Here is a 23,455-nt window from a genome sequence, read left to right as displayed (position 1 = left end):
CCCGGTCAAAACAGGCTCAGCTGTTCCGGCGGCGGCGCAAAGCGCGCGCGCAGATCGGCGCTGTCGGTCAAGCCGCCCGGGCTCCATCCCTGCGCGCTGACAAACGCCCGCGCCTTTTTCATCGACGCCCCGATGCGCAGCAGATCGTCATAGCGCAGCGCGCGGTGCCGCCGCGTGCCGAGGATGCGGTTCACCGTCTTCACCCCAAACCCCGGCACCCGCAGTAACATCTCGCGCGGCGCGCGGTTCACGTCCACCGGGAATTGCGCGCGGTTGGCCAGCGCCCAGGCAAGTTTCGGGTCCACCTCCAGATCGAGGTTGCCGCCGGGTGCCACGCCGGTGATCTCGTCCAGCTGAAAATCGTAAAACCGCAGCAGCCAATCCGCCTGATAGAGCCGATGCTCGCGCTGCAGAGGCGGGCTGACCAGCGGCAGCCGTGATGAGGAATCCGGGATCGGCGAGAACGCCGAATAATAGACCCGCTTCAACCCGTAAGAGCCGTATAGCCGTGTCGACTGCCCCAGAATGGTCGCGTCATTGGCCCCATCCGCGCCCACAATCACCTGCGTCGACTGGCCAGCGGGTGCAAAGCGGGGGGGCCGCTTGCCCGTATGGCTGCGATCCTTAGCCGCTTGCCGCCGCAGCCGCACATCGGCCATCGCCTTGCGAATCTGATCGGGGCTCTTCTCGGGCGCGTGCTGCTTGACGGAGGCATCCGTCGGCAGTTCCACGTTGATCGAAATGCGGTCGGCCAGCCGTCCTGCCTCCTCGATCAGCTCCGGCGCCGCGTCGGGGATGGTCTTGAGGTGAATATAGCCGCGAAAACTCTCCTCCTCCCGTAGCTTGCGGGCAATCCGCACCATATCCGCCATGGTCGCATCGGGCGAGCGGATGATGCCCGACGACAGAAACAGCCCCTCGATATAGTTGCGCCGGTAAAACTCGATGGTGAGCGTCACCACCTCCTCCACCGAGAACCGCGCGCGCTGTACGTTCGACGACACCCGGTTGATGCAATAGGCGCAATCATAGATGCAAAAATTCGTCTTCAAGATCTTCAGCAGGCTGATGCAGCGCCCGTCCGGCGCATAGGCGTGGCATATCCCTGAGCCCTCGTTCGAGCCCAGCCCCTTGCCATCCCGGCTGTCCCGCTTGGTCGAGCCGGAGGATGCGCAGGAGGCATCGTACTTCGCCGCGTCACTCAGAATCGCCAGCTTCTCTTTCATAGACAATCGCGCCATATGTTCCTGATATGTTCTCACTCAGGTCAAATCAAGCAAAAGCCCCTGCGACCTCTTGGCGCCACGCCGAAAAGCCGCCCAAAAAATAGTCAAACGCCGCGTAGATCATCACTCGTATCGCTGCAGAGCAGCATCCTCGGTTTACAAACCCCAAGCCACACAGCGATTTAAGGGCGGATGATGGGGAAGATGTCGATAATTGTGGTCGAGGCGGACCGCGACCGCGCGTTGCAGATCGTGGACGGTCTGAAGCAGGCAGGCGAGTTCGACATCCATGTTATATCCGAGCGCACACGCCTCGCCCGCGAGATCACCGCGCGCGAGCCCGACATTGTACTGATCGACATCGCCAACCCCTCCCGCGACACGCTGGAAGAACTGGCCCTCGCCACCGGACCGATGGAGCGGCCCGTGGCGATGTTCGTCGACCGCTCGGAGGCGGGACTCTCGGATGCGGCCATCGAGGCGGGCGTCTCGGCCTATGTGGTCGACGGGCTGCAGCCTGCGCGCGTGAAACCTGTCCTTGACGCTGCTATCGCGCGGTTCCGCATGTTCCATCGGATGCGCGCGGAACTGGCCGAGACCAAGCGCGCCCTAGAAGAGCGCAAACTGATCGACCGCGCCAAGGGCATGCTCATGAAGGCCCGCGGGGTCGAGGAAGAGGAGGCCTACGCCATCCTGCGCAAGGCCGCGATGGACCAGGGCAAGCGCGTGGCCGATGTGGCCTCGGCGCTGGTCACAGCCGCGGGGCTTTTGTCATGAGAACCGCCGCCCTCTCGGTGGGTTTCATCCCGCTGGTCGATGCCGCCCCCCTGGTCGTCGCGCAGGAAATGGGGTTTGCCGCGCAAGAGGGCATCGCCCTCGACCTCAAACGCGCGCCCTCCTGGTCGAGCCTGCGCGATATGCTGAGCTTCGGGCAGGTGGATGCGGCGCATATGCTCTCGACTGTGCCTGTTGCCGTCGCCATGGGCCTCGGCGGTGGCGGCACGCCGCTTGCTGCCGTCTCGGTGATGTCGGTGAACGGCAATGTGGTGGGCGTGAACCGCGCGTTGGAAGAGCGCCTGCGCGCTGCGGGTTACGGCTTTGACTTCGCGGACGCCCGCGCCGCGGGGCAAGCGCTCTTTGACGTGAGCGACCGGCCCTTGCGCGTCGGCGTCCCCTTCCCCTTCTCCATGCATGCGGAGCTTGTCTTTTACTGGCTCGCGAGCCTCGGGTCCGTGGCGGATGGCCAGATCGAGATCCGCACCGTGCCGCCGCCGCTCATGGCCGAGGCCATTGAGGCGGGTGAGATTGACGCCTTTTGCGTGGGCGAGCCCTGGGGCTCTCGCTCGGTCGAGAAGGGCGTGGGCGCGCTGCTCCTGCCGGGCACCGCAATCTGGAACTTCGCGCCGGAAAAGGTGCTGGCGGTCCGGCAGGACTGGGCCGAGACGGAGCAATCGCTGCTCTTCCGGCTGATTCGCTCGGTCTGGCGCGCGGGCCGCTGGCTGGCCGAGCGCGACTCGACCCTGCTCGCCACCGAACTGCTCAGCAAACCCGGCTATCTCGACCTACCGCCCGAGCTGATCGAACGTGCCCTGACCGGGCAGCTCACCATCAGCGCGGCGGGAGAGGAGCGGCACACACCGCAATTCGTCGAATTCGCCCGCGGGGCGGCGAACTTCCCCTGGCGCAGCCAGGCGGAGTGGATCGGGCACCAGATGGCGCTGCGCACAGGCCACGACCCGGCCGCAGCCCGCCAGGCTGCCGCGCAGGTCTACCGGACCGATCTTTTCCGCGCCGCCCTGAAGGACACCAGCGCCGATCTGCCCGGCGCCTCGTCGAAAATCGAGGGCGCTCTGGACGGCGACACCGCCGTCGCCTCCGCCGCCGGCCGCGTGATTCTGTGCCGCGACCGGTTCTTTGATGGGCGCGTTTTTGAGCCAACGGGCTGACATCTGCTGCAAATTTGTGCAGCTGCGGCGCTTCGCCCGCTGCGATGCAGAAAGTTTTCATAAAATCGCGGCGGCTCGCTTGATCGGCCCCCAAGTCGCTCGCATAACCATCCCATGAGCGGGCAAGGATGTCCGCGATCGAAATACTCCCCGCGATGGGGATTTACTGAGCAAAGCCGCTCGACCTGACCCGCCTCTCTCCTCCCCGGCGGTTTAGGTCGGCGGCTTTTTTTCTTGCCCGGAGGCACGGGCGCGAGAGCGAAAGGCTTTGATATGAAACACATTCTTCTCGGTCTGGTAGCCGCTGCGTTGAGCACGGGACCGGCACTGGCACAGTCACTGGAGCTGGAAAAGGACGAGCTGACCTTCGGCTTCATCAAGCTGACGGATATGGCGCCGCTGGCCGTGGCTTACGAGAACGGCTACTTCCTCGACGAAGGGCTTTTCGTCACGCTGGAGGCGCAGGCAAACTGGAAAGTGCTGCTCGATGGCGTGATCGGCGGCCAGCTTGACGGCGCGCATATGCTCGCAGGCCAGCCGCTCGCCGCCACCATCGGTTATGGCACGCAAGCGCATATCATCACGCCTTTCTCCATGGACCTCAACGGCAACGGCATCACCGTCTCCAACGAAGTCTGGGAGATGATGAAGCCCAACATCCCAACCATGGACGACGGCCGCCCGCAGCACCCGATTTCGGCTGAGGCACTGGCGCCGGTGGTTGAATCGTTCAACGCCAAGGGGGAGCCCTTCAACATGGGCATGGTCTTCCCGGTCTCGACCCACAATTACGAGCTGCGCTACTGGCTCGCGGCGGGTGGTCTGCACCCGGGCTACTACAGCCCCGAGAATATCTCCGGCCAGATCGGCGCCGATGTCTTCCTCTCCGTGACCCCGCCGCCGCAGATGCCCGCGACGCTCGAAGCCGGCACGATCCACGGCTACTGCGTGGGCGAGCCCTGGAACCAGCAGGCGGTATTCAAGGGCATCGGCGTGCCAGTGATCACCGACTACCAGCTTTGGAAGAACAACCCCGAGAAGGTCTTTGGCATCACCGCCGAGTTCGCCGAGCAGTATCCAAACACCACACTCGCGATCACCAAGGCGCTCATTCGTGCCGCCATCTGGCTCGATGAAAACGACAACGCCAACCGTCCGGCCGCCGTGGAAATCCTCAGCCAACCGGAATATGTGGGTGCGGATTATGACGTGATTGCCAACTCCATGACCGGCTTCTTCGAGTTCGAGAAGGGCGACAAGCGCGACATCCCCGACTTCAACGTCTTCTTCCGCTACAACGCCACCTATCCCTTCTACTCCGATGCCATCTGGTACTTGACGCAGATGCGCCGCTGGGGGCAGATCGACGAGGCGAAGGATGACCAGTGGTTCCACGATGTGGCCAAGGATGTGTACAAGCCCGAGATCTATCTCGCTGCAGCCCGTCTGCTGGTGGACGAGGGCCTTGCCAATGAAGCGGACTTCCCCTGGGACAGCGATGGCTACAAGGCCGCGACGCCTGCCGAAGACATCATCGACGGCATTCCGTACGACGGACGCAGCCCCAACGCTTATCTCGACAGCCTGCCTATTGGCCTGAAAGGCGGCCAGACGGTTGTGGGCTCCGAGGTCCGCGGGTGACGCAGGGCGGCGGGGCAAGGCGGGGTTAACCCGCCTTGCCCCGCCGCGCGCTCCGCACCGACGTAAAACCGACGTGATACCGACGCAAAACAGACGCCCCACGCACAGCCCTTTTGATCCCTCTCCAGGAGACCCCAGATGACCACAGTGGACCCGGATTTCGCCGCCGAAGAGGCCCGCGAGGCGCGCCGCGCCCGGCTCTTCACCCGCATCAACAAGGCCGACACCTGGTTTCAGGTTCTGGGGCTGGCGTGGATCACGCCGCTCCTGAAGGCCGCCGCTGGCGACAACCCGCGTGCTCAGATGAAGGACCTGTGGCGCCTTGCAGGGGTGCCGCTTTTAGCCATCTGCGCCTTCCTGCTGATGTGGGGCACGCTGGCGCCCAAGGTGCAGACCTCGCTGGGTGCGGTGCCTGGTCCCGCGCAGGTCTGGGCCGAAGTGGTCAACCTGCACGAGGATGCACAGGCCAAGGCCGCGAAAGAGGCCAAGTTCAACGAGATGGTCGAGAAGCGCAATCAAAAGCTGATCGACGCGGGCAAGGCCGATCAGGTCAAGACCATCGCCTATACCGGCGCGCCGAGTTACTACACGCAGATCTGGACCTCGATCAAAACGGTCTTCTTCGGTTTCATGATTGCGACGGTCGTGGCTGTGCCGCTAGGCATTGCGGCAGGGCTGTCGCCAACCGCCAACGCAGCCCTCAACCCCTTGATTCAAATCTTCAAACCGGTCTCGCCGCTCGCCTGGCTGCCGATTGTGACCATGGTGGTCTCGGCGGTCTACGTCACGCAAGACGGCTGGTTCGCCAAATCCTTCCTGATCTCGGCCATCACCGTCACGCTCTGCTCGCTCTGGCCGACGCTGATCAACACCGCGCTTGGGGTCGCTAGCATCGACAAGGACCTGGTGAACGTCTCCAAGGTCTTGAAAATGAATACCTATACCAAGATCACCAAGCTGGTGCTGCCATCGGCTTTGCCGCTGATCTTCACCGGTCTGCGCCTGTCGCTCGGTGTCGGTTGGATGGTTCTGATCGCCGCTGAAATGCTGGCGCAGAACCCTGGTCTCGGCAAATTCGTCTGGGATGAGTTTCAGAACGGCTCCTCCAGCTCACTGGCCAAGATCATGGTGGCGGTCTTCACCATCGGGATCATCGGCTTCCTGCTCGACCGGGTGATGTACGCGCTGCAATCGCTCTTCACCTTCACGAAAAATCGGTGAGCATGATGGGCATTCTGACATTCGACCAGGTCTCAAGAAGCTTCGGTGAGACGCCAGTCCTCAAGAATATCACCCTCGACGTGCAGGAAGGCGAGTTTCTTGTGATCCTCGGCTTCTCCGGCACCGGGAAGACCACGCTGATCAATATGATGGCCGGGCTTGATGCGCCCTCCACCGGCAGCGTGAGTTTTCGTGGCAAGCCGATCACTAGGCCTGGGCCGGAGCGGGGGGTGATTTTTCAGAACTACTCCCTGATGCCCTGGCTTACGGTGACGGGCAACGTGCGGCTGGCGGTGGATACTGTGTTTCCGGAGCTGTCCTCGGTGGAGAAGGCCGAGAAGGTCGCGCATTACGTCAAGATGGTGGGCCTGAGCCACGCAGCAACCCGTCGCCCGGCGGAGCTGTCGGGCGGGATGCGCCAACGGGTCAATGTGGCACGCGCCTTGGCGATGAACCCGGAGGTGCTGCTGCTGGATGAGCCGCTCTCGGCGCTCGATGCGCTGACCCGTGCCAATCTGGCCGATGAGATCGAGCATATCTGGGAAGCGGACCGCAAAACCTGTGTGCTGATCACCAATGATGTGGATGAGGCCATCGTTCTGGCCGACCGGATCATCGCGCTGACGCCCGAGGGCACCCTGGGCAAAGAGTTCAAGGTGAACATCCCGCGTCCGCGCGATCGCTCTGCCATGAACAACGATGCCACCTTCAAGGCGCTGCGGGCTGAGGTCACGGGCTATCTGATGGATGTGGGCATTGAGGCGAAGGTCGAAGGCACGCGCGAGCTGCCGGATGTGACGCCCATTCACGGGGTGCCGATGGCGGTGGCGGATGCGCAGAAGGGTCTGATCGATCAGCGCTTTCTGGATTTCAGCCAGCTGCACAAGGTTTATCCGACGCCGAAAGGGCCGCTCACCGTTGTTGAGGATTTTGACCTCAAGATCGACCGGGGCGAGTTCATCTCGCTGATCGGCCATTCGGGCTGCGGCAAATCCACGGTGCTGACCATGGCGGCGGGTCTCAATGAGATATCCAAGGGCGCCATCAAGCTCGATGGCCGCCACGTGGAGGGTGCCGACCCTGAGCGCGCCGTCGTCTTCCAGTCGCCCAACCTCTTTCCTTGGCTGACCGCCAAGCAGAACGTCGCCATCGGTGTTGACAAGGTCTATCCGCGCGCCAGCCAGTCTGAGCGGCAGGATGTGGTGGAATACTACCTCGAACGCGTAGGCCTGGCTGACGCGATGGATAAGTCTGCAGCCGATCTCTCGAACGGCATGAAACAGCGGGTGGGCATCGCACGCGCCTTTGCGCTGTCGCCCAAACTGCTCCTGCTCGATGAACCCTTTGGCATGCTCGACAGCCTCACGCGGTGGGAGCTGCAGGAGGTGTTAATGGAGGTTTGGTCGCGCACCAAGGTCACTGCGATCTGCGTCACCCACGACGTGGACGAGGCGATCTTACTCGCCGATCGTGTGGTGATGATGACCAACGGCCCGCAGGCGACCATTGGCAAGATCACAAAAGTGGATCTGCCGCGCCCGCGCACGCGCAAGGCGCTGTTGGAGCATCCCGACTACTACACCTATCGGCAGGAAGTGCTCGATTTCCTGGAAGAATACGAGCACGGCAACACACCCAAGGCGGCGCAAAAGAGCGCCCCAAAGGCTATGGCGGCGGAGTGAGCCCCATGACTCTATTCAACGTCTTTACTGGTACGCCCGGCGGGTACCGCCGGGCATTCCCCGACCGCCCCGTTTTGCCATGGGCAAACCTACGGTTTGACGGGCAGGGGATTCTTTCCCACCCGCGGCCAGGGAATGCCCTCCGCGAAGTTTGCAAAGGGTCGCTTACATGACCGAAGAAAAACAAAAACTCATTGTCATCGGGGCAGGCATGGCGTCGGGTCGGGTGCTGGAGCATCTCACCGAGACCGACCGTGACGCCTATGACATCACCCTCTTCAACGCAGAGCCGCGCGGGAACTACAACCGCATCATGCTCTCTCCCGTGCTCTCCGGTGAGAAGACCTACGAAGAGATCGTCACCCATGATGACGCTTGGTACGCTGAGGCTGGCGTATCCTGCCGCTTTGGTGAGCGCATCGCTGGCATCGACACAACCGCCAAGACCGTCACCTCGGAGACGGGCGAGGTGCTGGCGTATGACAAGCTGCTCTTCGGTACTGGCTCCAATCCCTTCATGATACTGCTGCCGGGGCACGACCTTCACGGTGTAATCGCCTACCGCGACCTCGAAGACACGCAAAGAATGATGGCCATGGGGCCAGACAACAAAGTCGTCGTCATCGGCGGTGGCTTGCTGGGGCTCGAAGCCGCTGCTGGTATGGCCGCGCGCGGCGTCGATGTGACCGTGGTGCATATCATGGGCCACTTGATGGAGCGCCAGCTGGATGAGGCGGCAGGCTACTTGCTGCGCAAGTCTCTGGAAGAGAAGGGCATCACCATTCTTTGCGGTGCCAACTCCAAGGAAATCCTCGGGGGTGACGGTCGCGTGCGGGCTTTGATGCTCGATGACGGGACGGAATTGCCCTGCGACCTGCTCGTCATGGCGGTGGGTATCCGGCCGAATGTCGCGCTGGCGCAGGACGCTGGGTTGGCCGTTGGGCGTGGTATTCACGTCGATGACCAGATGCTGACCTCCGTCGAGGATGTGCTTGCCGTTGGCGAATGCGTCGAACACGATGGCGCGGTCTTCGGTTTAGTTGCCCCGCTCTACGATCAGGCCAAGGTCGCGGCGCAAACGCTACTGGGCGAAGAGGCGGCGTTTGTGCAGAAAAGCCTCTCCACCAAGCTCAAGGTCACCGGCTGCGATCTCTTCTCTGCTGGCGACTTCGCAGAAGGGGAAGGCCGCGAAGACATCGTCTTCCGCGACCCGTCGCGCGGCGTCTACAAGCGCCTCGTGATCGAAGATGACAAGCTCGTCGGTGCGGTCATGTATGGCGACACAGCTGACGGCAACTGGTTCTTCGGGCTGATCAAGGACGGCACCGACATCTCCGAGATGCGCGAGACGCTGATTTTTGGGCCCGCCTATCAGGGAGGGTCCCCCGTGGACCCCCTGTCAGCCGTTGCAGCCTTGCCGCCTGAGGCGGAAATCTGTGGCTGTAGCGGCATTTGCAAATCCACCATCACCGATGCCATTGCGGGTGGCGCGACCGACCTTGGCGCTGTGCGCGCGACCACAAAGGCCAGCGCCTCTTGCGGCACTTGCACGGGGCTGGTCGAGCAGCTGTTGCAGGTTACGCTGGGCGACGACTTCCAGATGCCCGCCGCGCAATCGGTCTGCGGCTGTACCGACCTGACCCATGAGGACGTGCGGCGGCTGATCAAGTCGCAGGAGCTCAAGTCGCAACCCGCTGTCTGGCAGGAGCTGGGCTGGACAACGCCCAACGGCTGCCATGTCTGTCGTCCAGCAGTGAACTTTTATCTGCTGGCCGACTGGCCGCTGGAGTACCGCGACGACCCGCAAAGCCGGTTCGTGAACGAGCGCAAGCACGCCAACATCCAGAAAGATGGTACCTTCAGCGTCGTGCCGCGCATGTGGGGCGGCATCACCAACCCCGACGAATTGCGCGCCATCGCCGATGCGGCCGAGAAATACGACGTGCCAACCGTCAAGGTGACCGGCGGCCAGCGCATCGACCTGCTGGGCGTGAAAGGCGAAGACCTGCCCTACATCTGGGCCGATCTGAACAAGGCTGGGCTGGTCTCGGGTCACGCCTATTCCAAGGGTCTGCGCACGGTGAAAACCTGTGTGGGGACCGATCACTGCCGCTTTGGTACGCAGGACTCCACCGGTCTTGGTATTAAGCTGGAGAAGGTGCTCTGGGGCTCCTGGACGCCGCACAAGCTGAAACTCGCGGTCTCAGGCTGTCCGCGCAATTGCGCGGAGGCGACCTGCAAGGACATCGGCGTCGTCTGCGTCGACAGTGGCTATCAGATCAGCATCGGCGGCGCGGCGGGCATGGACGTGAAGGAGACCGAACTGCTGGTGCAGGTGCCGACGGAAGAGGAGGCCATTGAAGTTATTATGGCCGTGACCCAAGCCTACCGAGAAGGCGCGAAGTATCTCGACCGCATCTACAAGTGGCTGGCCAAGGTCGGCATGGAGTGGGTCAAGGCGCAGGTGGTCGAGGATCTCGACAACCGCCGCGCGCTGGCGGAGCGGTTCGAGCTGTCGCAGAGCATCTACCGCAAGGACCCCTGGGCGGAACGGGCCAAGGAGCCTGCGCCCTTTGCCCCCCTTGCCAATCTGGAGCTGGAGGCCGCGGAATGAGCTGGATCGACATTGGACATATCGACGACATCCCGCTGCGCGGGGCACGCGTGGTCAAGACGCCGGTGGGTTGTGTCGGGCTTTTCCGGACAGGCGAAGCGGAGGTCTTTGCCGCCTCCAACAGCTGCCCGCACAAGGGCGGCCCGCTGAGCGAAGGCATCGTGCACGGGCAAAAGGTGACCTGCCCGCTGCACAACTGGGTCTTCGACTTGAACTCAGGTGAAGCCTTGGGTGAAGACGCCCGGATTGCAATATATCCCGTGCGCCTCGATGCAGGCCGCATCCTGCTGGATGGCGCGGCAGTGGGCAAGCGGAGTGCGGCCTGATGGACGGCAGCGGCCTGCCTGAGACCCGCTCCACCTGCCCCTACTGTGGGGTGGGCTGTGGTGTGCTCTTGCGCCCGGACGGGCAGGGCGGGCTGGCGGTGCGCGGCGACCCGGATCACCCGGCCAATCGCGGCAAGCTCTGCTCCAAGGGGGCCGCGCTGGGTGAGACCGTCGGCCTCGGCACGCGGCTGCTTGCACCACAGATTGGCGGTGTCGATGTCCCCTGGGACAGGGCGCTAGAGACCGTCGCGGCACGCTTCTCCGACACCATCGCGGAGCACGGGCCGGACAGTGTGGCCTTCTATGTCTCGGGGCAATTGCTGACCGAAGACTATTATGTTGCCAACAAGCTGATGAAGGGGTTCATCGGCTCAGCCAATATCGATACGAACTCGCGCCTCTGCATGGCTTCGACCGTCGCGGGACACAAACGCGCCTTCGGGACCGACACGGTGCCGGGCACCTACGAGGATCTGGATGAGGCCGATCTTGTGGTGCTTGTCGGCTCCAACCTCGCCTGGTGCCACCCGGTCCTCTACCAAAGGCTCATGGCAGCGCGGGCCACGCGCGGCACGCGGATCATCGTGATCGACCCGCGCCGCACGGCCAGCTGCAATCAGGCCGATCTGCACCTCGCCTTGGCTCCCGGCAGCGACGTCGCGCTTTTCAATCATCTGCTCACGAGGATCTACGAGGGCGGGGCGCTCGACAAATCATATCTGCAGCATGTCTCTGGCTTTGACGCAGCGCTTTGCGCCGCCTACGCGGATGATCTTGGTGTGACGGGGCTCGACCAGGAGGAGGTCGCGCGCTTCTGCCAGGCCTGGATCGGAACCGAGAAGGTCGTCACCATCTTCAGCCAGGGGGTGAACCAATCGACCTCCGGGTCCGATAAGGTCAACGCGATCCTGAACTGCCATCTGGCGACGGGTCGGATCGGCAAGCCGGGCATGGGCCCGCTGTCGGTCACCGGCCAGCCCAACGCGATGGGCGGGCGTGAGGTCGGGGGCCTTGCGAATATGCTGGCCTGCCATCTGGATCTGGAGAATGCCGATCATCGCGCCGCCGTGCGCGGGTTCTGGAGCAGTGGTCCGCTGCCCATGGCGCCAGGGCTCAAGGCCGTCGATATGTTCGACGCGGTGGAAGAGGGGCGCATCAAGGCCCTCTGGATCATCCACACCAATCCCGCTGTCTCCATGCCGGATGCGGATCGCGTGGCGCGCGCCATCGCCACCTGCGCGTTCACCGTGGTGAGCGATGTGACGGCGGAGACCGATACAGCGCGGTTGGCCGACGTGCTGCTGCCCGCCACCGCCTGGGCCGAGAAAAGCGGCACGGTCACCAACTCCGACCGGACGATCAGCCGACAGCGCGCGGTGCTGCCCGCACCAGAATGGGTACGCGATGACTGGGCCATTCTTGCAGAAGTCGGGCGGCGCATGGGGTGGGAGGCGGCGTTTGACTATGCAGGCCCGGCAGAGATTTTCCGCGAGCATGTAGCCCTTTCCGCAATTGCGGGCCGCTTCGGCAAGGATTTCGATATCTCGGGTCTGCGCGACTTGGACGACACAGCTTACGATGCTCTGCCACCAACCCGCTGGCCTGTCTCTGACGCGAAAGACGGCGGGCGCTTCTTTGCCCAGGGCGGGTTCTACCACGCTGACGGCAAGGCGCGCATGCTGCCGCTGCGGTGGCGTGCCCCTGCGGCCAAGACCGACCGGCGCTTCCCGTATCGTCTGAACACAGGCCGCATTCGCGACCAGTGGCACACGATGACGCGCACGGCGCTGTCGCCCCGCCTCTCGGCGCATCTGGCCGAGCCCTTTGTGGATATTCACCCTGCGGATGCTGCCGAGATCGGCGTCGCCGCCGCCGATCTGGTGCGGCTGGCCAGCCCGCAGGGCAGCGCGATCCTGCGCGCCCGGCTGACCGAGGCACAGACCCCCGGTCAGCTCTTTGCACCGATGCATTGGACGGCGGATTACGCGCCCACGGGACGTATCGACGCAGTGGTGGCGGGCGCGACCGATCCGGTCTCGGGCCAGCCTGAAAGCAAGGCCGCCGTGGTCAGTGCCGCGCGGTTCGAGGCGGTGTGGTATGGCTTCGCGGTCTCCGCGACGGAGTTCAAACCAGAGGCGTCCTATTGGGCGCGGGCACGCACCCCGGCGGGCTGGCGGGCGGAGCTTGCCTGTACCGCGCCGGTCGCGGATTGGGAGGCGGAGGCGCGCCGGATGTTCGGCCTGCCAAGCGCCAGCGCCATGGTCGTCGAGGACGTGGCGCGCGGGACGGCGCGGCTGGCCTTTCTCGAGGCCGGTCGGCTGGTGGCCGCCCTCTTCGTCTCGCCCCGGCCCGTAGCCGTGATGCGCGATTACCTTGCGGGCCAGATCGACCAGCCGGGCACGGACATCCTCACGGGCCTCACCCCGGCAGATCGCCCCGACCCGGGGCCCGTGATCTGCGCCTGTCTGGATGTGGGTGTGAACACCATCCTGAGCGCTATTGAAACCCAAGGCCTGCTGTCGGTCGATCAGATCGGTGCGGCCCTAGGCGCGGGCACGAATTGCGGCTCGTGCCGACCGGAACTCGCCGCCCTGCTTGCGGCGCGTGTCGTTCGCGAGGCGGCTGAGTGATGCTGGGCGAGCATGTGCGCATCCTCGGGCGCGGCCCCGGCCGGTCCCGATCCCTGACGGAAGAGGAAGCACAGGCCGCCATGCGGCTCATGCTGTCTGGCGAGGCAGCGCCCGAGGCCATCGGTGCTCTGCTGATGCTCTTGCGCATGAAGGGTGAAACGGCGGAGGAGATCGCGGGTTTTGCGCGCGCCGCTCAGCAGAGCGTGACGGCGCTGCCGGAGGTTGATCTTGACTGGCCCAGCTACGCCGCCGGGCGCACGCGCGGGCTGCCGTGGTTTTTGCTGTCGGCCCGGCTGGTCGCAGCCTCCGGTCACCCTGTCTTGCTGCACGGGTGGAACGGGCCCGACCTTGCCGTGCGCAACGGGCTCGCGGCCGGTGGCATCGCCATGGCTCGAAACGCAGACGATGCCGCAGCGCTGATCGTCCGCGACGGCATCGCCTATCTGCCGCTGGAGCAGCTGTGCCCGTCGCTCTTTGCGCTGCTGAACCTGCGCGAGGTGTTGGGCCTGCGCTCCTGTATCAACACGGTCGCCCGCATGCTCAACCCCGCAGGGGCTGCAGCCAGCGTGCAGGGGGTCTTTCACCCCTCTTACCGGTTGCTGCAGGCGGATGCGGCCCAGCTCCTTGGATGGCGCAGCCTGACCGTGATCAAGGGCGGCGGCGGCGAGTTTGAGCGCCACCCGTCAAAAAGCGTATCCGGCTTTGGGCTGCGGCAGGGCAACCCGTGGCAGGCGGTTCTCCCCGCCATGCAGAGCGGGGCACGGCGCCTTGATGATGGCCAGCGTGACGCTGAACAACTGGCCCGGCTGTGGCGTGGAGAGATCCACAACCCCTTCGCGGATGCCATCATTGTGGGCACGGCGGCGCTGGCCTTGGGCACACTTGGCGTGGCCCAGTCCGAAGAGGTCGCCATGCAACTTTGGACCGCACGCCACCGGGCAACGGCAGCATAAGGACAGACGATCATGAAAAGCTTTCCCATGTTCATCCGCACCTCAGGCCGCCGGGTTGTGATCCTCGGCGGGGGCGAGCAGGCGGCCCAGAAGATGCGGCTGATCCTGAAAAGTGATGCGCAGATCGAGATAGCGGCCCCGGCCCTTGACCCGGAATTGAAGGGTGTTGTGGGGGCAGGGCGCGCGCAGTGGCACCGGGGTGGCATTGCCCCTGAGTTCTTTCGCGGAGCCGCGATGGGGTTCATCGCAACCGGGTGCCCGGGGCTGGATGCGAGCTTGCACGCGCTGGCGCAGGAGGCGGGCTGCCCGGTGAATGTGGTGGACCAGCCAGCGCTGTGTGATCTGACCACGCCGTCAATTGTGGACCGCGACCCTGTGGTGGTGGCGATCGGCAGCGAAGGCACGGCTCCCGTTCTGGCGCGGCAGATCAAGACACGGGTGGAGGAGGTGCTGCCGCCCACGCTTGGCGGGCTGGCTGCTGCGGCGGGTCGGTTGCGCTCGGCTGTCGCACAGCAGGTGCCGCGCCCGGCGCGCCGCGCCTTTTGGCGCTGGGTCTTTGCGGGTCCGCCGCGCGATCATTGGACGCGCGGGGCCGAACGGGATGCGATCACCACGATCAAGCAGGCGATCCTTAAGGGTGGTGCCCCTGATACGCCGCAGGAGGGGTCCGTTGCGCTGATCGGCGCGGGGCCCGGCGCGCGTGATCTGCTGACGCTACGGGCGGTGGCCCGTTTGCAGGAGGCGGACGTCATTTTCTATGACCGGCTGGTCGATCCGGAGGTTCTTGAGCTGGCCCGCCGGGACGCGGAACGTGTTTACGTGGGCAAGGTTGTCGGAGCCCATGCCTGGCCGCAGGAGCAGATTAACGCGCTGATCGTGGCCGAAGCGCTGAAGGGCAAACAGGTGGTGCGGCTGAAATCCGGCGACCCGGGGGTCTTTGGCCGGGGCGGTGAGGAGATTGCCGCAGCGGAGGCCCGGGGCATCTCGGTGGAGATTGTTCCCGGTGTCACAGCGGCCTGCGCCGCAGCCGCCTGTGCAGGCATCAGCCTGACCGAGCGCGGCGTGACAAACAGCCTTGTGCTTGCCACAGGCACAGGCGCGGATGGCGAGATGCCGCATCTCTCCGATCACCTGAGCGGGCCAGGTACAACCACTGCTTTTTACATGGCGACGCGGCAAGCGGCACAGATCAGCGCAGCCTTGCGGGTGCGGGGCGTGCCGCAAGACCTGGAATTCACCTTGGCTGTTGATGTCTCAAAGCCGGGACAACGCATTCTCACAGGGCCGATCCGCCAATTGGATCAGGTCATCCGTGATCACGGTGTGACAGGCTGTGCGGTGATCCTGCTGCGTTGGCCAGTTTCGGTGCAGCGGCAGCCACTCCCCAGTGGCCAGATCGACGTCGCCCCCGTTGCCTTGGTCTCGTAGGGGGTCTTCTCGCCGTGCCGGTCTAGAGCTTGTTGACCGGCACTTTCAGCGACATGTTGCCCGCCTCGTCCCGCGGCACCTCGCCCGCGCGAATATTGACCTGCAGCGAGGGGATGATCAGCTGCGGCATGGCGAGTTGCGCGTCCCGTTCTGTCCGCATCTTGACAAAAGCATCGCGACTTGTGCCATCGCCCACGTGAATGTTGGCGGCGCGCTGCGCGCCGATTGTGGTCTCCCACGCGATGGCCCGCCCGCCCGGCCCGTAGTCGTGACAGACAAAGAGGCGCATCTCGTCTGGCAGGCTGAGAATGCGCTGGATTGAATCGTAAAGCTGCCCCGCATCCCCTCCGGGAAAATCGGCGCGGGCGGATCCTCCATCCGGCATGAAGAGCGTATCCCCGGCAAAGGCCGCATCGCCCAGGATGTGCACCATGCAGGCGGGCGTGTGCCCCGGCGTGTGCAGAGCAAAGCATTCCAGCTGCCCCACGTGATAGCTGTCACCGTCCTTGAAGAGCGCATCGAACTGCGAGCCATCGCGCTGGAACTCGGTGCCTTCGTTGAAGATCTTGCCAAATGTGTCCTGAACAGTCTGGATATGCTCCCCGATCCCGATCTTGCCGCCCAGCTTTTGCTGGATGTAGGGCGCGCCAGACAGGTGATCTGCGTGCACATGGGTCTCGATGATCCAGTCGAGCGTCAGCCCCTCCTGCTCAATGAAGGCGATGATCTCGTCCGCGCTGTCATAGCTCAGGCGCCCGGAGGCGTAGTCGAAGTTCATCACCGCATCGATGATGGCGCAGGAGGTGCTGTCCGGGTCCTGCACGACATAGCTGATGGTGTTGGATTGCGCGTCAAAGAAGGACTGCACCTTGGGATGCTTGTGCATGTGAACATTGGGCAACGTCATGATAGATCCTCCGATCGCACCAAAGGTAGGACCGGGCGTGCTGTCAGACAAGTGGGTTGAGCGCCGCAGCGGACGGAGCGTCTAGTCCTTGGCCTCCACCTCTTCGACCGGCCCGCCCTTCTCGGCCCAGGTGGAAAAGCCTTCTTTCAGATGCGCCGCGTCGAACCCCATGTCCTGCAGCGTCGCCACCGTCAGCGCTGATCGCCAGCCCGAGGCGCAGTGGAACACATAGGACTTTCCCTCCTGCGCGAAGACTTCCTTGTGATAGGGGCTGTCGGGATCGACCCAAAATTCGATCATCCCGCGTGGTGCATGCACGGACCCGGGGATGGCGCCGCTGCGCTGGCGTTCGCGAATGTCGCGGATGTCGACAATCACAACATTCGGGTCATCAACCTGCGCAATCAGATCGGCGGTTTCGACTTCCTCGATGCGGGCGCGGGCGGCGGCGACCATCTCGGCTGCGGTGGTTTTGAGCTTTGTCATCTGCTGTGCCATCGTTGGAAAAGGTTCAGGGTAATGTTGGCGAAACCGTCTCGGCAATGCAACCAACCGTTCCGTCAGGCCGGAGTGATCCGCCGGACCGACGCGCGAGGTTCAAGCCGGGTTTCAAGGTTTATCGGCGCGGCGCGCTCTCCGGTCTCGATCCACTGCGCGAGGGTTTCACCTGCGCAGGCGCCCATCCTGCGCACCGGCAAATGCACAGAACTCAACGGCGGCCAAAGGCTGTGCGAGCTTGGCAAATCATCAATGCCGATGACCGAGATATCCTCGGGGACCTCAAGTCCGCATCGTCGCAGACCATGAAGAGCTCCCTGCGCCAGCACGTCAGACAGGCACAGCAGCGCCGTGATATGGGCGGGGATGGTGGCCACGTGATCTGCGGCGGCGGCGACTGTGACCGGTATTTCACGCACGGTAAGCCGGGCCTGCGTGCATCCCGTCAGCGCGTCGAGGCGCGCCTTCGTCCGATCATTGTTCCAGGTGGGGCCGGACAGAACCAGAATATCCGAATGCCCCATATCTACGAGATGATGCAGCGCTTGCCGGGCCGCTGTGCCGTTGTCATAGCCGATGGTCGGCGTCTCGCTGTTGGGGTCGAAATAGGAGGTGGCGATCACCGGAGTCTTATGGCGTTTGATAAGTGCTTCGAAAGTGGCGCTGCGGGTGATGCCGGAGACGACGAAACCTTCGACACCGAGGTTGAGAAGATCCAGTGCCCGCTGGGCCTCGCGCTCCGGGTCGTCATTTGTGGTGGCCACCACGAGGGAGAAGCCGTGATCGGCCAGGGTGAGTTCCAGCGCATCAAGGAAGCGCGAAAAGATCGCATGGTCGAGTGTCGGCACCAGAGCCCCGATCATATACGTGCGGCCCGAGTTGATGGCCCGCGCGGCGGGGCTGGGCACAAAGTCGAGTGCGTCGACCGCGCTCTGCACGCGAGACTGGGTCGCCTCCGCGACATTCGACGCGCCGCTCATCACGCGGGACACGGTCGCCACCGAAACACCCGCATGGCGTGCGACGTCGCGCATGTTGGCACGCCTCTTAGCCTGTTTTTTGGTCAATCCCTGCTCCCTGGCCTGTTAGGACCAAATTGGCCTATTGACACATGTAACTAGTTTCATACACCGTGCACACGTCAAAACAGCTTTGCTTCCGGACGCGCCATGCAAGTCTTCTCTCCCTTGCGCCACTTTTCAAATATCGGTCATTTGTCCGGGGCACGCAACTTCGCTGGATTCTCTGACAGCTCGCGCACAACCCATGATATCGCACCACGCGGCAGTTTGAAGCTGCAGCTCGAGCCGGGTGACCTGTTGCGAATTGCACTGCCCTCGGAGGTCGCCCGCACGGGGCTATTGGCCTTCGATGCAGAGGGTAACCGGGGCGACCAGAGCCTCGGCCTTGCCCCAAATGCTGCTGTTCCAATCTGCGATTTCGACGCGACCGAGCTTGTTGGTTGGATGGTCGCGCGTGGCGCTGATGTGGGCGCGGTGCTGAAGCTCAGCCCGCTTGGCTACCTCGCGGACGGTCTTGTGTTGAGGGCGCCGCGGTCGCTGACCGTCTGGATCGTGAACCCGGTCACGTCGTCGGATCTGGTCAACGCGGCTGGTGCAGGCGCTGTGGTTGTCGAGCATACGCTGGCGGATGGAAAGTCACGCCTGCCAGACCCTTTGGGAGAGGTGCGCGAAGAGTTCACCGTGGCGCGCGGCACCGCGCAGGCCTATGAGCTGCGGCGCGGCGAATTCCTTCAGATCATCGACGTGGAGGGGCAGCAGTGCTCGGATTTCCAGGCGCTCAGCCTCGCCGGGCTGGATCGGTCGCGGGAGCGCATGATTGACGCAACCGCGACCCGCAGCATGGTGCGGCGGTCGTTTCCGGGGCCGGGCCTTTTCGACAAATTTTACGATGCAGACATGTCACCCATGCTGAGCGTTCTGCAGGACACCTGCGGGCGGCATGACACCTTTGGTCTGGCTTGCACCGCGCGTGGCTATGAAGAGCGCGGTTTCCCCGGGCACATCAATTGCTCGGACAATATCTCCGAAGCGACGCAGCCCTTCGGCGTGGCCCCGCGCCGGGCCTGGCCAGCGATCAACTTCTTCTGGAACACCTGGGTCGATCCCCATCACCACATCCAGAGCGACGAGAGCCACTCCCGACCCGGCGACTATGTGGCGATGGAAGCGCTGGATGATCTGGTCTGCGTGAGCACGGCCTGCCCGGACGACATTGATCCGATTAACGGGTGGAACCCCACCGACGTGCATGTGCGGATCTACCGCCCCGAAACCAAAATCCAACGGTCTGTTGCCTACCGCACCAAGGAGGATGCCCCGATGCAGATCAGCCAGGAGTCGGCCTTTCACACCCGATGGGCCCCTCTGACCGATCAATTTGCGCCTGCGCGGGATTTGTGGGTGCCGCTGTCCTTCCCGTCGCAGGGCACCTTGGGCGAATACTGGGCCTGCCGCGAAGCCGCGACGCTGCAGGACATGAGCGGTCTGCGCAAGTTCGATGTGATCGGTCCGGACGCCGAAGCGCTGCTGCAGCGGGCCATGACACGCGACATCGCACGGCTCGCCGATTGGCGCGGAACCTATTCGCTGATGTGCGATGACACCGGGCAGGTCATCGACGATGGCACCCTGTTCCGCATGGGCGCGCATCTCTTCCGCTGGTGCTGCGGCTCGGAAGAGAGCGGGCGTGCCCTGTCGAACCTCGCAGACCGGGAGGGGCTGCAGGTACGCATTCACGACCTCGGCGGTGCCTTGCCAAATCTTGCGCTTCAGGGGCCGAAATCGCGCGATATCCTACGCAAATTTGTCTTTACGCAACCGCATGTGCCTGCATTGGATCAGGTGAAGTGGTTCGGAGCGACCGTGGCCCGCGTTGGTGATCGGGAGGGCGCGCCTTTCTTCCTGACGCGCAGCGGCTACACCGGTGAGCTGGGCTATGAAATATTCTGCTCCAAGGAAGATGCAGTCGCGGTCTGGGATGCGGTCATGGAGGCGGGCGAGGAGTTTGGCTTGCAACCCATGGGCTCTGCCGCCTTGGAGATCATCCGCATCGAGGCGGGGCTGGCCGCCGCGGGCGCGGAGTTCGGCACGGGTGTGGACGCCTTTGAGGCCGGTCTGGGCTTTGCGGTTGACCTGAAGAAAGCTGATTTCATCGGCAAGGCCGCGCTGGAGCGCAACGCCGCCGCACCGCGTCGCGTTTTGAAGGGCCTGCTGCTGGATTGCCAGGATGTCCCGCCGCATGGTGCGCCCGTCTATAGAAATGAACGGCAGGTGGGTGTTGTCACCTCCGCCACGCAGTCGCCCTTGCTGGAGCGCGCCATCGCGATGGTCCAGCTCAATATCGAGCATTCCGAGACGGGGCAAAAGCTGGAGGTGGGGCTGCTCGACGGGCGCATGAAGCGGCTGTCTGGCGACGTCACTTCCGTGCCCTTCATTGATCCGCAACGAAAGAAGGCCCGCGTATGAGCGTCGTAGAACTGGAAAATGTCTGGAAAGTCTTTGGCAGCCGCTCAGCGGACGCCATGGCCGCGATCAAGGCCGAAGGGATCGGCAAGGCCGAGGTGTTGGAGCGCTTCGAGGCCGTCGTTGGCGTCAAGGATGCCTCCTTCGCCGTCGAAGAAGGCGAAATATTCTGCCTGATGGGGCTGTCGGGCTCGGGCAAATCGACGCTCGTGCGGCACATCAACCGATTGATTGAGCCCACGTCCGGCACCATCCGCATCATGGGCGAAGACATCGGCGCGATGAAAACCGAACAGCTGCGCGCCACGCGGGCCGACAAGATCGGCATGGTGTTCCAGAACATGGCGCTGCTGCCGCATCGCTCGGTGCGCGACAATATCGGCTTTGCGCTGGAGCTGCGTGGCATGGATGGCTACACCCGCGCGCAGGCGGCGGACAAGGCGCTGGAGACCGTGTCTTTGCATGGCTATGGCGACCGGCTGCCTTCGGAACTGTCGGGTGGCATGCAGCAGCGCGTGGGCCTCGCGCGCGCCTTGGCGGCTGACCCGGAGATCCTGCTGATGGACGAGCCATTCTCGGCGCTCGACCCACTTATTCGGCGCAACCTGCAGGATGAATTCCTTGGCCTCAGCCAGAACCTGAAAAAGACAACCGTGTTCATCACGCACGACCTTGATGAGGCGATCCGGATGGGTGACCGGATCGGGATCATGAAGGATGGTGAGATTGTCCAGATCGGCACGGCCGAAGACATCGTGACCGCCCCCGCAGATGACTATGTGGCAGATTTTGTGGCCGGGATTTCGCGGCTCAAACTGGTCTCGGCCTCCAAGATCATGGTCAGCCCTGACGCCCATGCGGCGACCCATGGGCCGATCGACATGGCAAACAGCTACCCCGTGGCCGGCCCAGAGGATGATCTGGATTCGCTGGTGGGCCTCAGCACCGGGGCCGATCTGCCGGTTCTGATCAAACATGACGACGCGGTGGTGGGCATCGTGACCAAAGACACCCTTCTGAAAGGGCTGCAAGGGGGGGCAGAGGTATGAGTGCAACAGCCGTAGGCGGAGGCGCGGAACAGCGCGAGATTGACGACCGCGATGTGTCCGTTGGCACCTTCGTTCAGGAGAAAGAGCCCTATTACGCATCGGCGTTCGAGCAGGTGCAGCGGGGGACACTGTCGCGCTGGCACCTGAACATCTGGGCACTGTTGGTGCCCTGGCTGTGGTCGGCTTTCCGGGGTGTGTGGGTCCTGTTCTGGATCTCCCTGGCGATCGATGTCACGGCCATTGTCTGCCTGATGCAGGTGGTGAAGTTCAGCCCCCTGCTGGCTGAGGCGCAGCTGAACCCGGACGCCAACGCCACGCTGATCGCCCGCTATTCCGGTTGGATCACGATCTACAGCTGGATTGGCGTGTTGATGCTGATTGGCGGGCGGCTTTGGATGGGCAGTTCGGCCAACCGTCTTTACTATAGCCAATACGCCCGCTGGCGGATCAACGTGGCCGTGCCAAGTGGCGTGAGCATGAACCGGCTGGTGATCGGGGTCATGGTGATGCTGATCGTGGCGCCGTTGACGACCTATCGCGCGACGCAACTGCGGCTGGACGAGCGGGCCTGCTTCAACAACATCCGCGCCGCGGAAGGGGTGGAGGCGCTCTTGGGGCGTTTTGACGCCAACAGCACGGCGGAGCTGGTCTCTGTTCTGTCCAGCGAGATTGCGCAGCGCGAAAGCCGCCTTGAGACGCTGAATGCGCTGGAGACACTGAGCGACGAGCAGAAATCCGAACGCGCGGCATTGCGCAAGGAAGCGCGCGATCTGGGCCGGGATCGGCAGTTGACCGAAGATTTCAGTAATATCTCCGCACGGGACAAGTTCGATTGCTACTTTATCGACGATTTCCCAACGCTGGCGCGGCTGGAGCCGCCCGAGGACATCACCTATCGCCGGGTGCCGGATGAAGAGGCAATTGCCGCGGGCCGCGAGGGTGCGACCAAGGTGATCGAGCAGATCAAGGACCCGGTGGAGGGCCGCAAGGTCACCGTCTTCACCTATTCGGCGGAGAGCATCGATATCTCCATCAACTACCTGCGCGCGCAGTTTGCGGGCGGGTTTGATGCGATGACGAACGTGCTCAGGCAGTCACTCATTCGGGTTGAGGTCGCCTTCATGCAGACGCCCTGGCTGGTGGTGGCCTTCCTCTTCATCGCGCTCAGTTGGGCCTTTGCCGGCCTGGGCACAACGATCTTCGTGGCCAGCTCGCTGGCATTCCTTGCGCTGTTTGAGTTGTGGCAGATCGCGATGCAGACAATGGCGCTCGTGGTCGTCTCCACAGCTGTCTGTGTGCTCGTGGGGCTGCCCATCGGCATCTGGATGGCCAAGAACAAGTGGTTCAGATGGATCACCGAGCCGATCCTTGACGTGATGCAGACGATCCCCTCGCTCAGTTATCTGGTGCCTGCGGTGGCCTTCTTCGGGATCTCGCAGCCGCCCGCGGTGCTGGCCACGGTGATCTTTGCGATGCCGCCGATGATCAAGCTGACGGCCCTTGGCATTCTGCAGGTGCCCGAAAGCACCAAGGAGGCGGCCCTTGCCTTCGGCGCGTCCGAACGGCAGCTCTTGCGCAAGGTGGAACTGCCCATGGCGATCCCGTCGATCATGGCGGGGCTGAATCAGACCATCATGCTGGCCTTGTCCATGGCGACAATCTCCGCCTTCATCGGCGCGGAAGGGCTGGGGGCCATCGTGACTTCTGCCTTGGGTGACGCGCAGGCGGGCAAGGGCCTTCTGGCGGGGATTGCCATCGCGCTCGTGGCGATGATGATCGACCGCATTCTGAAAGGGATTCGGAATTCGTTTAGCCGGATCTGACCAACCAAAACACCAATCAAAAACAG

17 protein-coding genes are annotated in these 23,455 nt (G+C 63.6%); 13 read left to right on the top strand and 4 right to left on the bottom strand.

The annotated features are described in order from the left end of the window. Window positions 1–5: 5 nt before the first annotated feature. Entirely contained in the window at window positions 6–1,241 is a 1,236-nt protein-coding gene (locus So717_RS03135) for a putative DNA modification/repair radical SAM protein (RefSeq protein WP_159974904.1), read from the bottom strand. Window positions 1,242–1,418: 177 nt separating this feature from the next. Between So717_RS03135 and So717_RS03130 the strand changes: the two genes are divergently transcribed. From So717_RS03130 to cysG, 10 genes are all read left to right on the top strand, one after another. Continuing rightward, window positions 1,419–2,003 carry an ANTAR domain-containing response regulator gene (locus So717_RS03130; RefSeq protein WP_159974724.1) on the top strand — a complete coding sequence of 195 codons (585 nt, stop codon included), beginning with the start codon at window positions 1,419–1,421 and terminating at the stop codon, window positions 2,001–2,003. Then, window positions 2,000–3,172, top strand: a complete 1,173-nt coding sequence (locus tag So717_RS03125; protein WP_159974723.1) for an ABC transporter substrate-binding protein — start codon at window positions 2,000–2,002, stop codon at window positions 3,170–3,172. The genes So717_RS03130 and So717_RS03125 overlap by 4 nt, the downstream gene beginning before the upstream one ends. 273 nt (window positions 3,173–3,445) lie before the next feature. After that, complete coding sequence (locus So717_RS03120) at window positions 3,446–4,813, top strand: CmpA/NrtA family ABC transporter substrate-binding protein (RefSeq protein WP_159974722.1); 1,368 nt, start codon at window positions 3,446–3,448, stop codon at window positions 4,811–4,813. 138 nt (window positions 4,814–4,951) lie between these two features. Beyond that, window positions 4,952–6,034, top strand: a complete 1,083-nt coding sequence (locus tag So717_RS03115) for an ABC transporter permease (protein WP_159974721.1) — start codon at window positions 4,952–4,954, stop codon at window positions 6,032–6,034. A gap of 5 nt (window positions 6,035–6,039) precedes the next feature. Further along, window positions 6,040–7,716, top strand: a complete 1,677-nt coding sequence (locus So717_RS03110) for an ABC transporter ATP-binding protein (protein ID WP_174238989.1) — start codon at window positions 6,040–6,042, stop codon at window positions 7,714–7,716. Window positions 7,717–7,885: 169 nt separating this feature from the next. Beyond that, window positions 7,886–10,330: a nitrite reductase large subunit NirB gene (gene nirB / locus So717_RS03105; protein WP_159974719.1), complete on the top strand. Its 2,445-nt coding sequence runs from the start codon at window positions 7,886–7,888 to the stop codon at window positions 10,328–10,330. Continuing rightward, window positions 10,327–10,656 carry a nitrite reductase small subunit NirD gene (gene nirD, locus So717_RS03100; protein ID WP_159974718.1) on the top strand — a complete coding sequence of 110 codons (330 nt, stop codon included), beginning with the start codon at window positions 10,327–10,329 and terminating at the stop codon, window positions 10,654–10,656. The genes nirB and nirD overlap by 4 nt, the downstream gene beginning before the upstream one ends. Then, complete coding sequence (locus tag So717_RS03095; RefSeq protein WP_159974717.1) at window positions 10,656–13,286, top strand: nitrate reductase; 2,631 nt, start codon at window positions 10,656–10,658, stop codon at window positions 13,284–13,286. The genes nirD and So717_RS03095 overlap by 1 nt, the downstream gene beginning before the upstream one ends. Continuing rightward, window positions 13,283–14,239 carry a glycosyl transferase family protein gene (locus So717_RS03090; RefSeq protein WP_159974716.1) on the top strand — a complete coding sequence of 319 codons (957 nt, stop codon included), beginning with the start codon at window positions 13,283–13,285 and terminating at the stop codon, window positions 14,237–14,239. The genes So717_RS03095 and So717_RS03090 overlap by 4 nt, the downstream gene beginning before the upstream one ends. Before the next feature lie 12 nt (window positions 14,240–14,251). Next, window positions 14,252–15,667, top strand: coding sequence for a siroheme synthase CysG (gene cysG, locus So717_RS03085; protein WP_159974715.1), 1,416 nt, complete (start codon window positions 14,252–14,254; stop codon window positions 15,665–15,667). A 22-nt stretch (window positions 15,668–15,689) separates the two neighbouring features. On the opposite strand, the gene So717_RS03080 is transcribed toward cysG, so the two are convergent. The 3 genes from So717_RS03080 to So717_RS03070 form a co-directional block, all read right to left on the bottom strand. Continuing rightward, a complete protein-coding gene (locus So717_RS03080) occupies window positions 15,690–16,574 on the bottom strand; it encodes an MBL fold metallo-hydrolase (RefSeq protein ID WP_159974714.1) in 885 nt (294 codons plus the stop codon). Window positions 16,575–16,655: 81 nt separating this feature from the next. Continuing rightward, complete coding sequence (locus So717_RS03075; RefSeq protein WP_159974713.1) at window positions 16,656–17,060, bottom strand: rhodanese-like domain-containing protein; 405 nt, start codon at window positions 17,058–17,060, stop codon at window positions 16,656–16,658. Window positions 17,061–17,134: 74 nt separating this feature from the next. Then, window positions 17,135–18,106 (bottom strand): LacI family DNA-binding transcriptional regulator, encoded by a 972-nt coding sequence (locus tag So717_RS03070; protein WP_159974712.1) that lies wholly within the window; start codon window positions 18,104–18,106, stop codon window positions 17,135–17,137. 255 nt (window positions 18,107–18,361) lie between these two features. On the opposite strand from So717_RS03070, the gene So717_RS03065 reads away from it, so the two are divergent. Genes So717_RS03065 through So717_RS03055 form a run of 3 tightly spaced genes read left to right on the top strand, consistent with a single transcriptional unit; the run spans window position 18,362 to window position 23,429 of the window. Continuing rightward, a complete protein-coding gene (locus So717_RS03065) occupies window positions 18,362–20,560 on the top strand; it encodes a DUF1989 domain-containing protein (RefSeq protein ID WP_238840630.1) in 2,199 nt (732 codons plus the stop codon). Then, a complete protein-coding gene (locus So717_RS03060) occupies window positions 20,557–21,606 on the top strand; it encodes a quaternary amine ABC transporter ATP-binding protein (protein WP_159974710.1) in 1,050 nt (349 codons plus the stop codon). Before So717_RS03065 ends, So717_RS03060 begins: the two co-directional genes overlap by 4 nt. Continuing rightward, window positions 21,603–23,429, top strand: a complete 1,827-nt coding sequence (locus So717_RS03055; protein ID WP_159974709.1) for an ABC transporter permease — start codon at window positions 21,603–21,605, stop codon at window positions 23,427–23,429. The genes So717_RS03060 and So717_RS03055 overlap by 4 nt, the downstream gene beginning before the upstream one ends. The last annotated feature ends 26 nt before the right edge of the window (window positions 23,430–23,455 follow it).

Origin of the sequence: Roseobacter cerasinus, assembly GCF_009811755.1 — a bacterium.
GTDB lineage: Bacteria > Pseudomonadota > Alphaproteobacteria > Rhodobacterales > Rhodobacteraceae > Roseobacter > Roseobacter cerasinus.
Note: the sequence above shows the minus strand (reverse complement) of the source record. Positions and strands in the feature narration are given on the sequence as shown.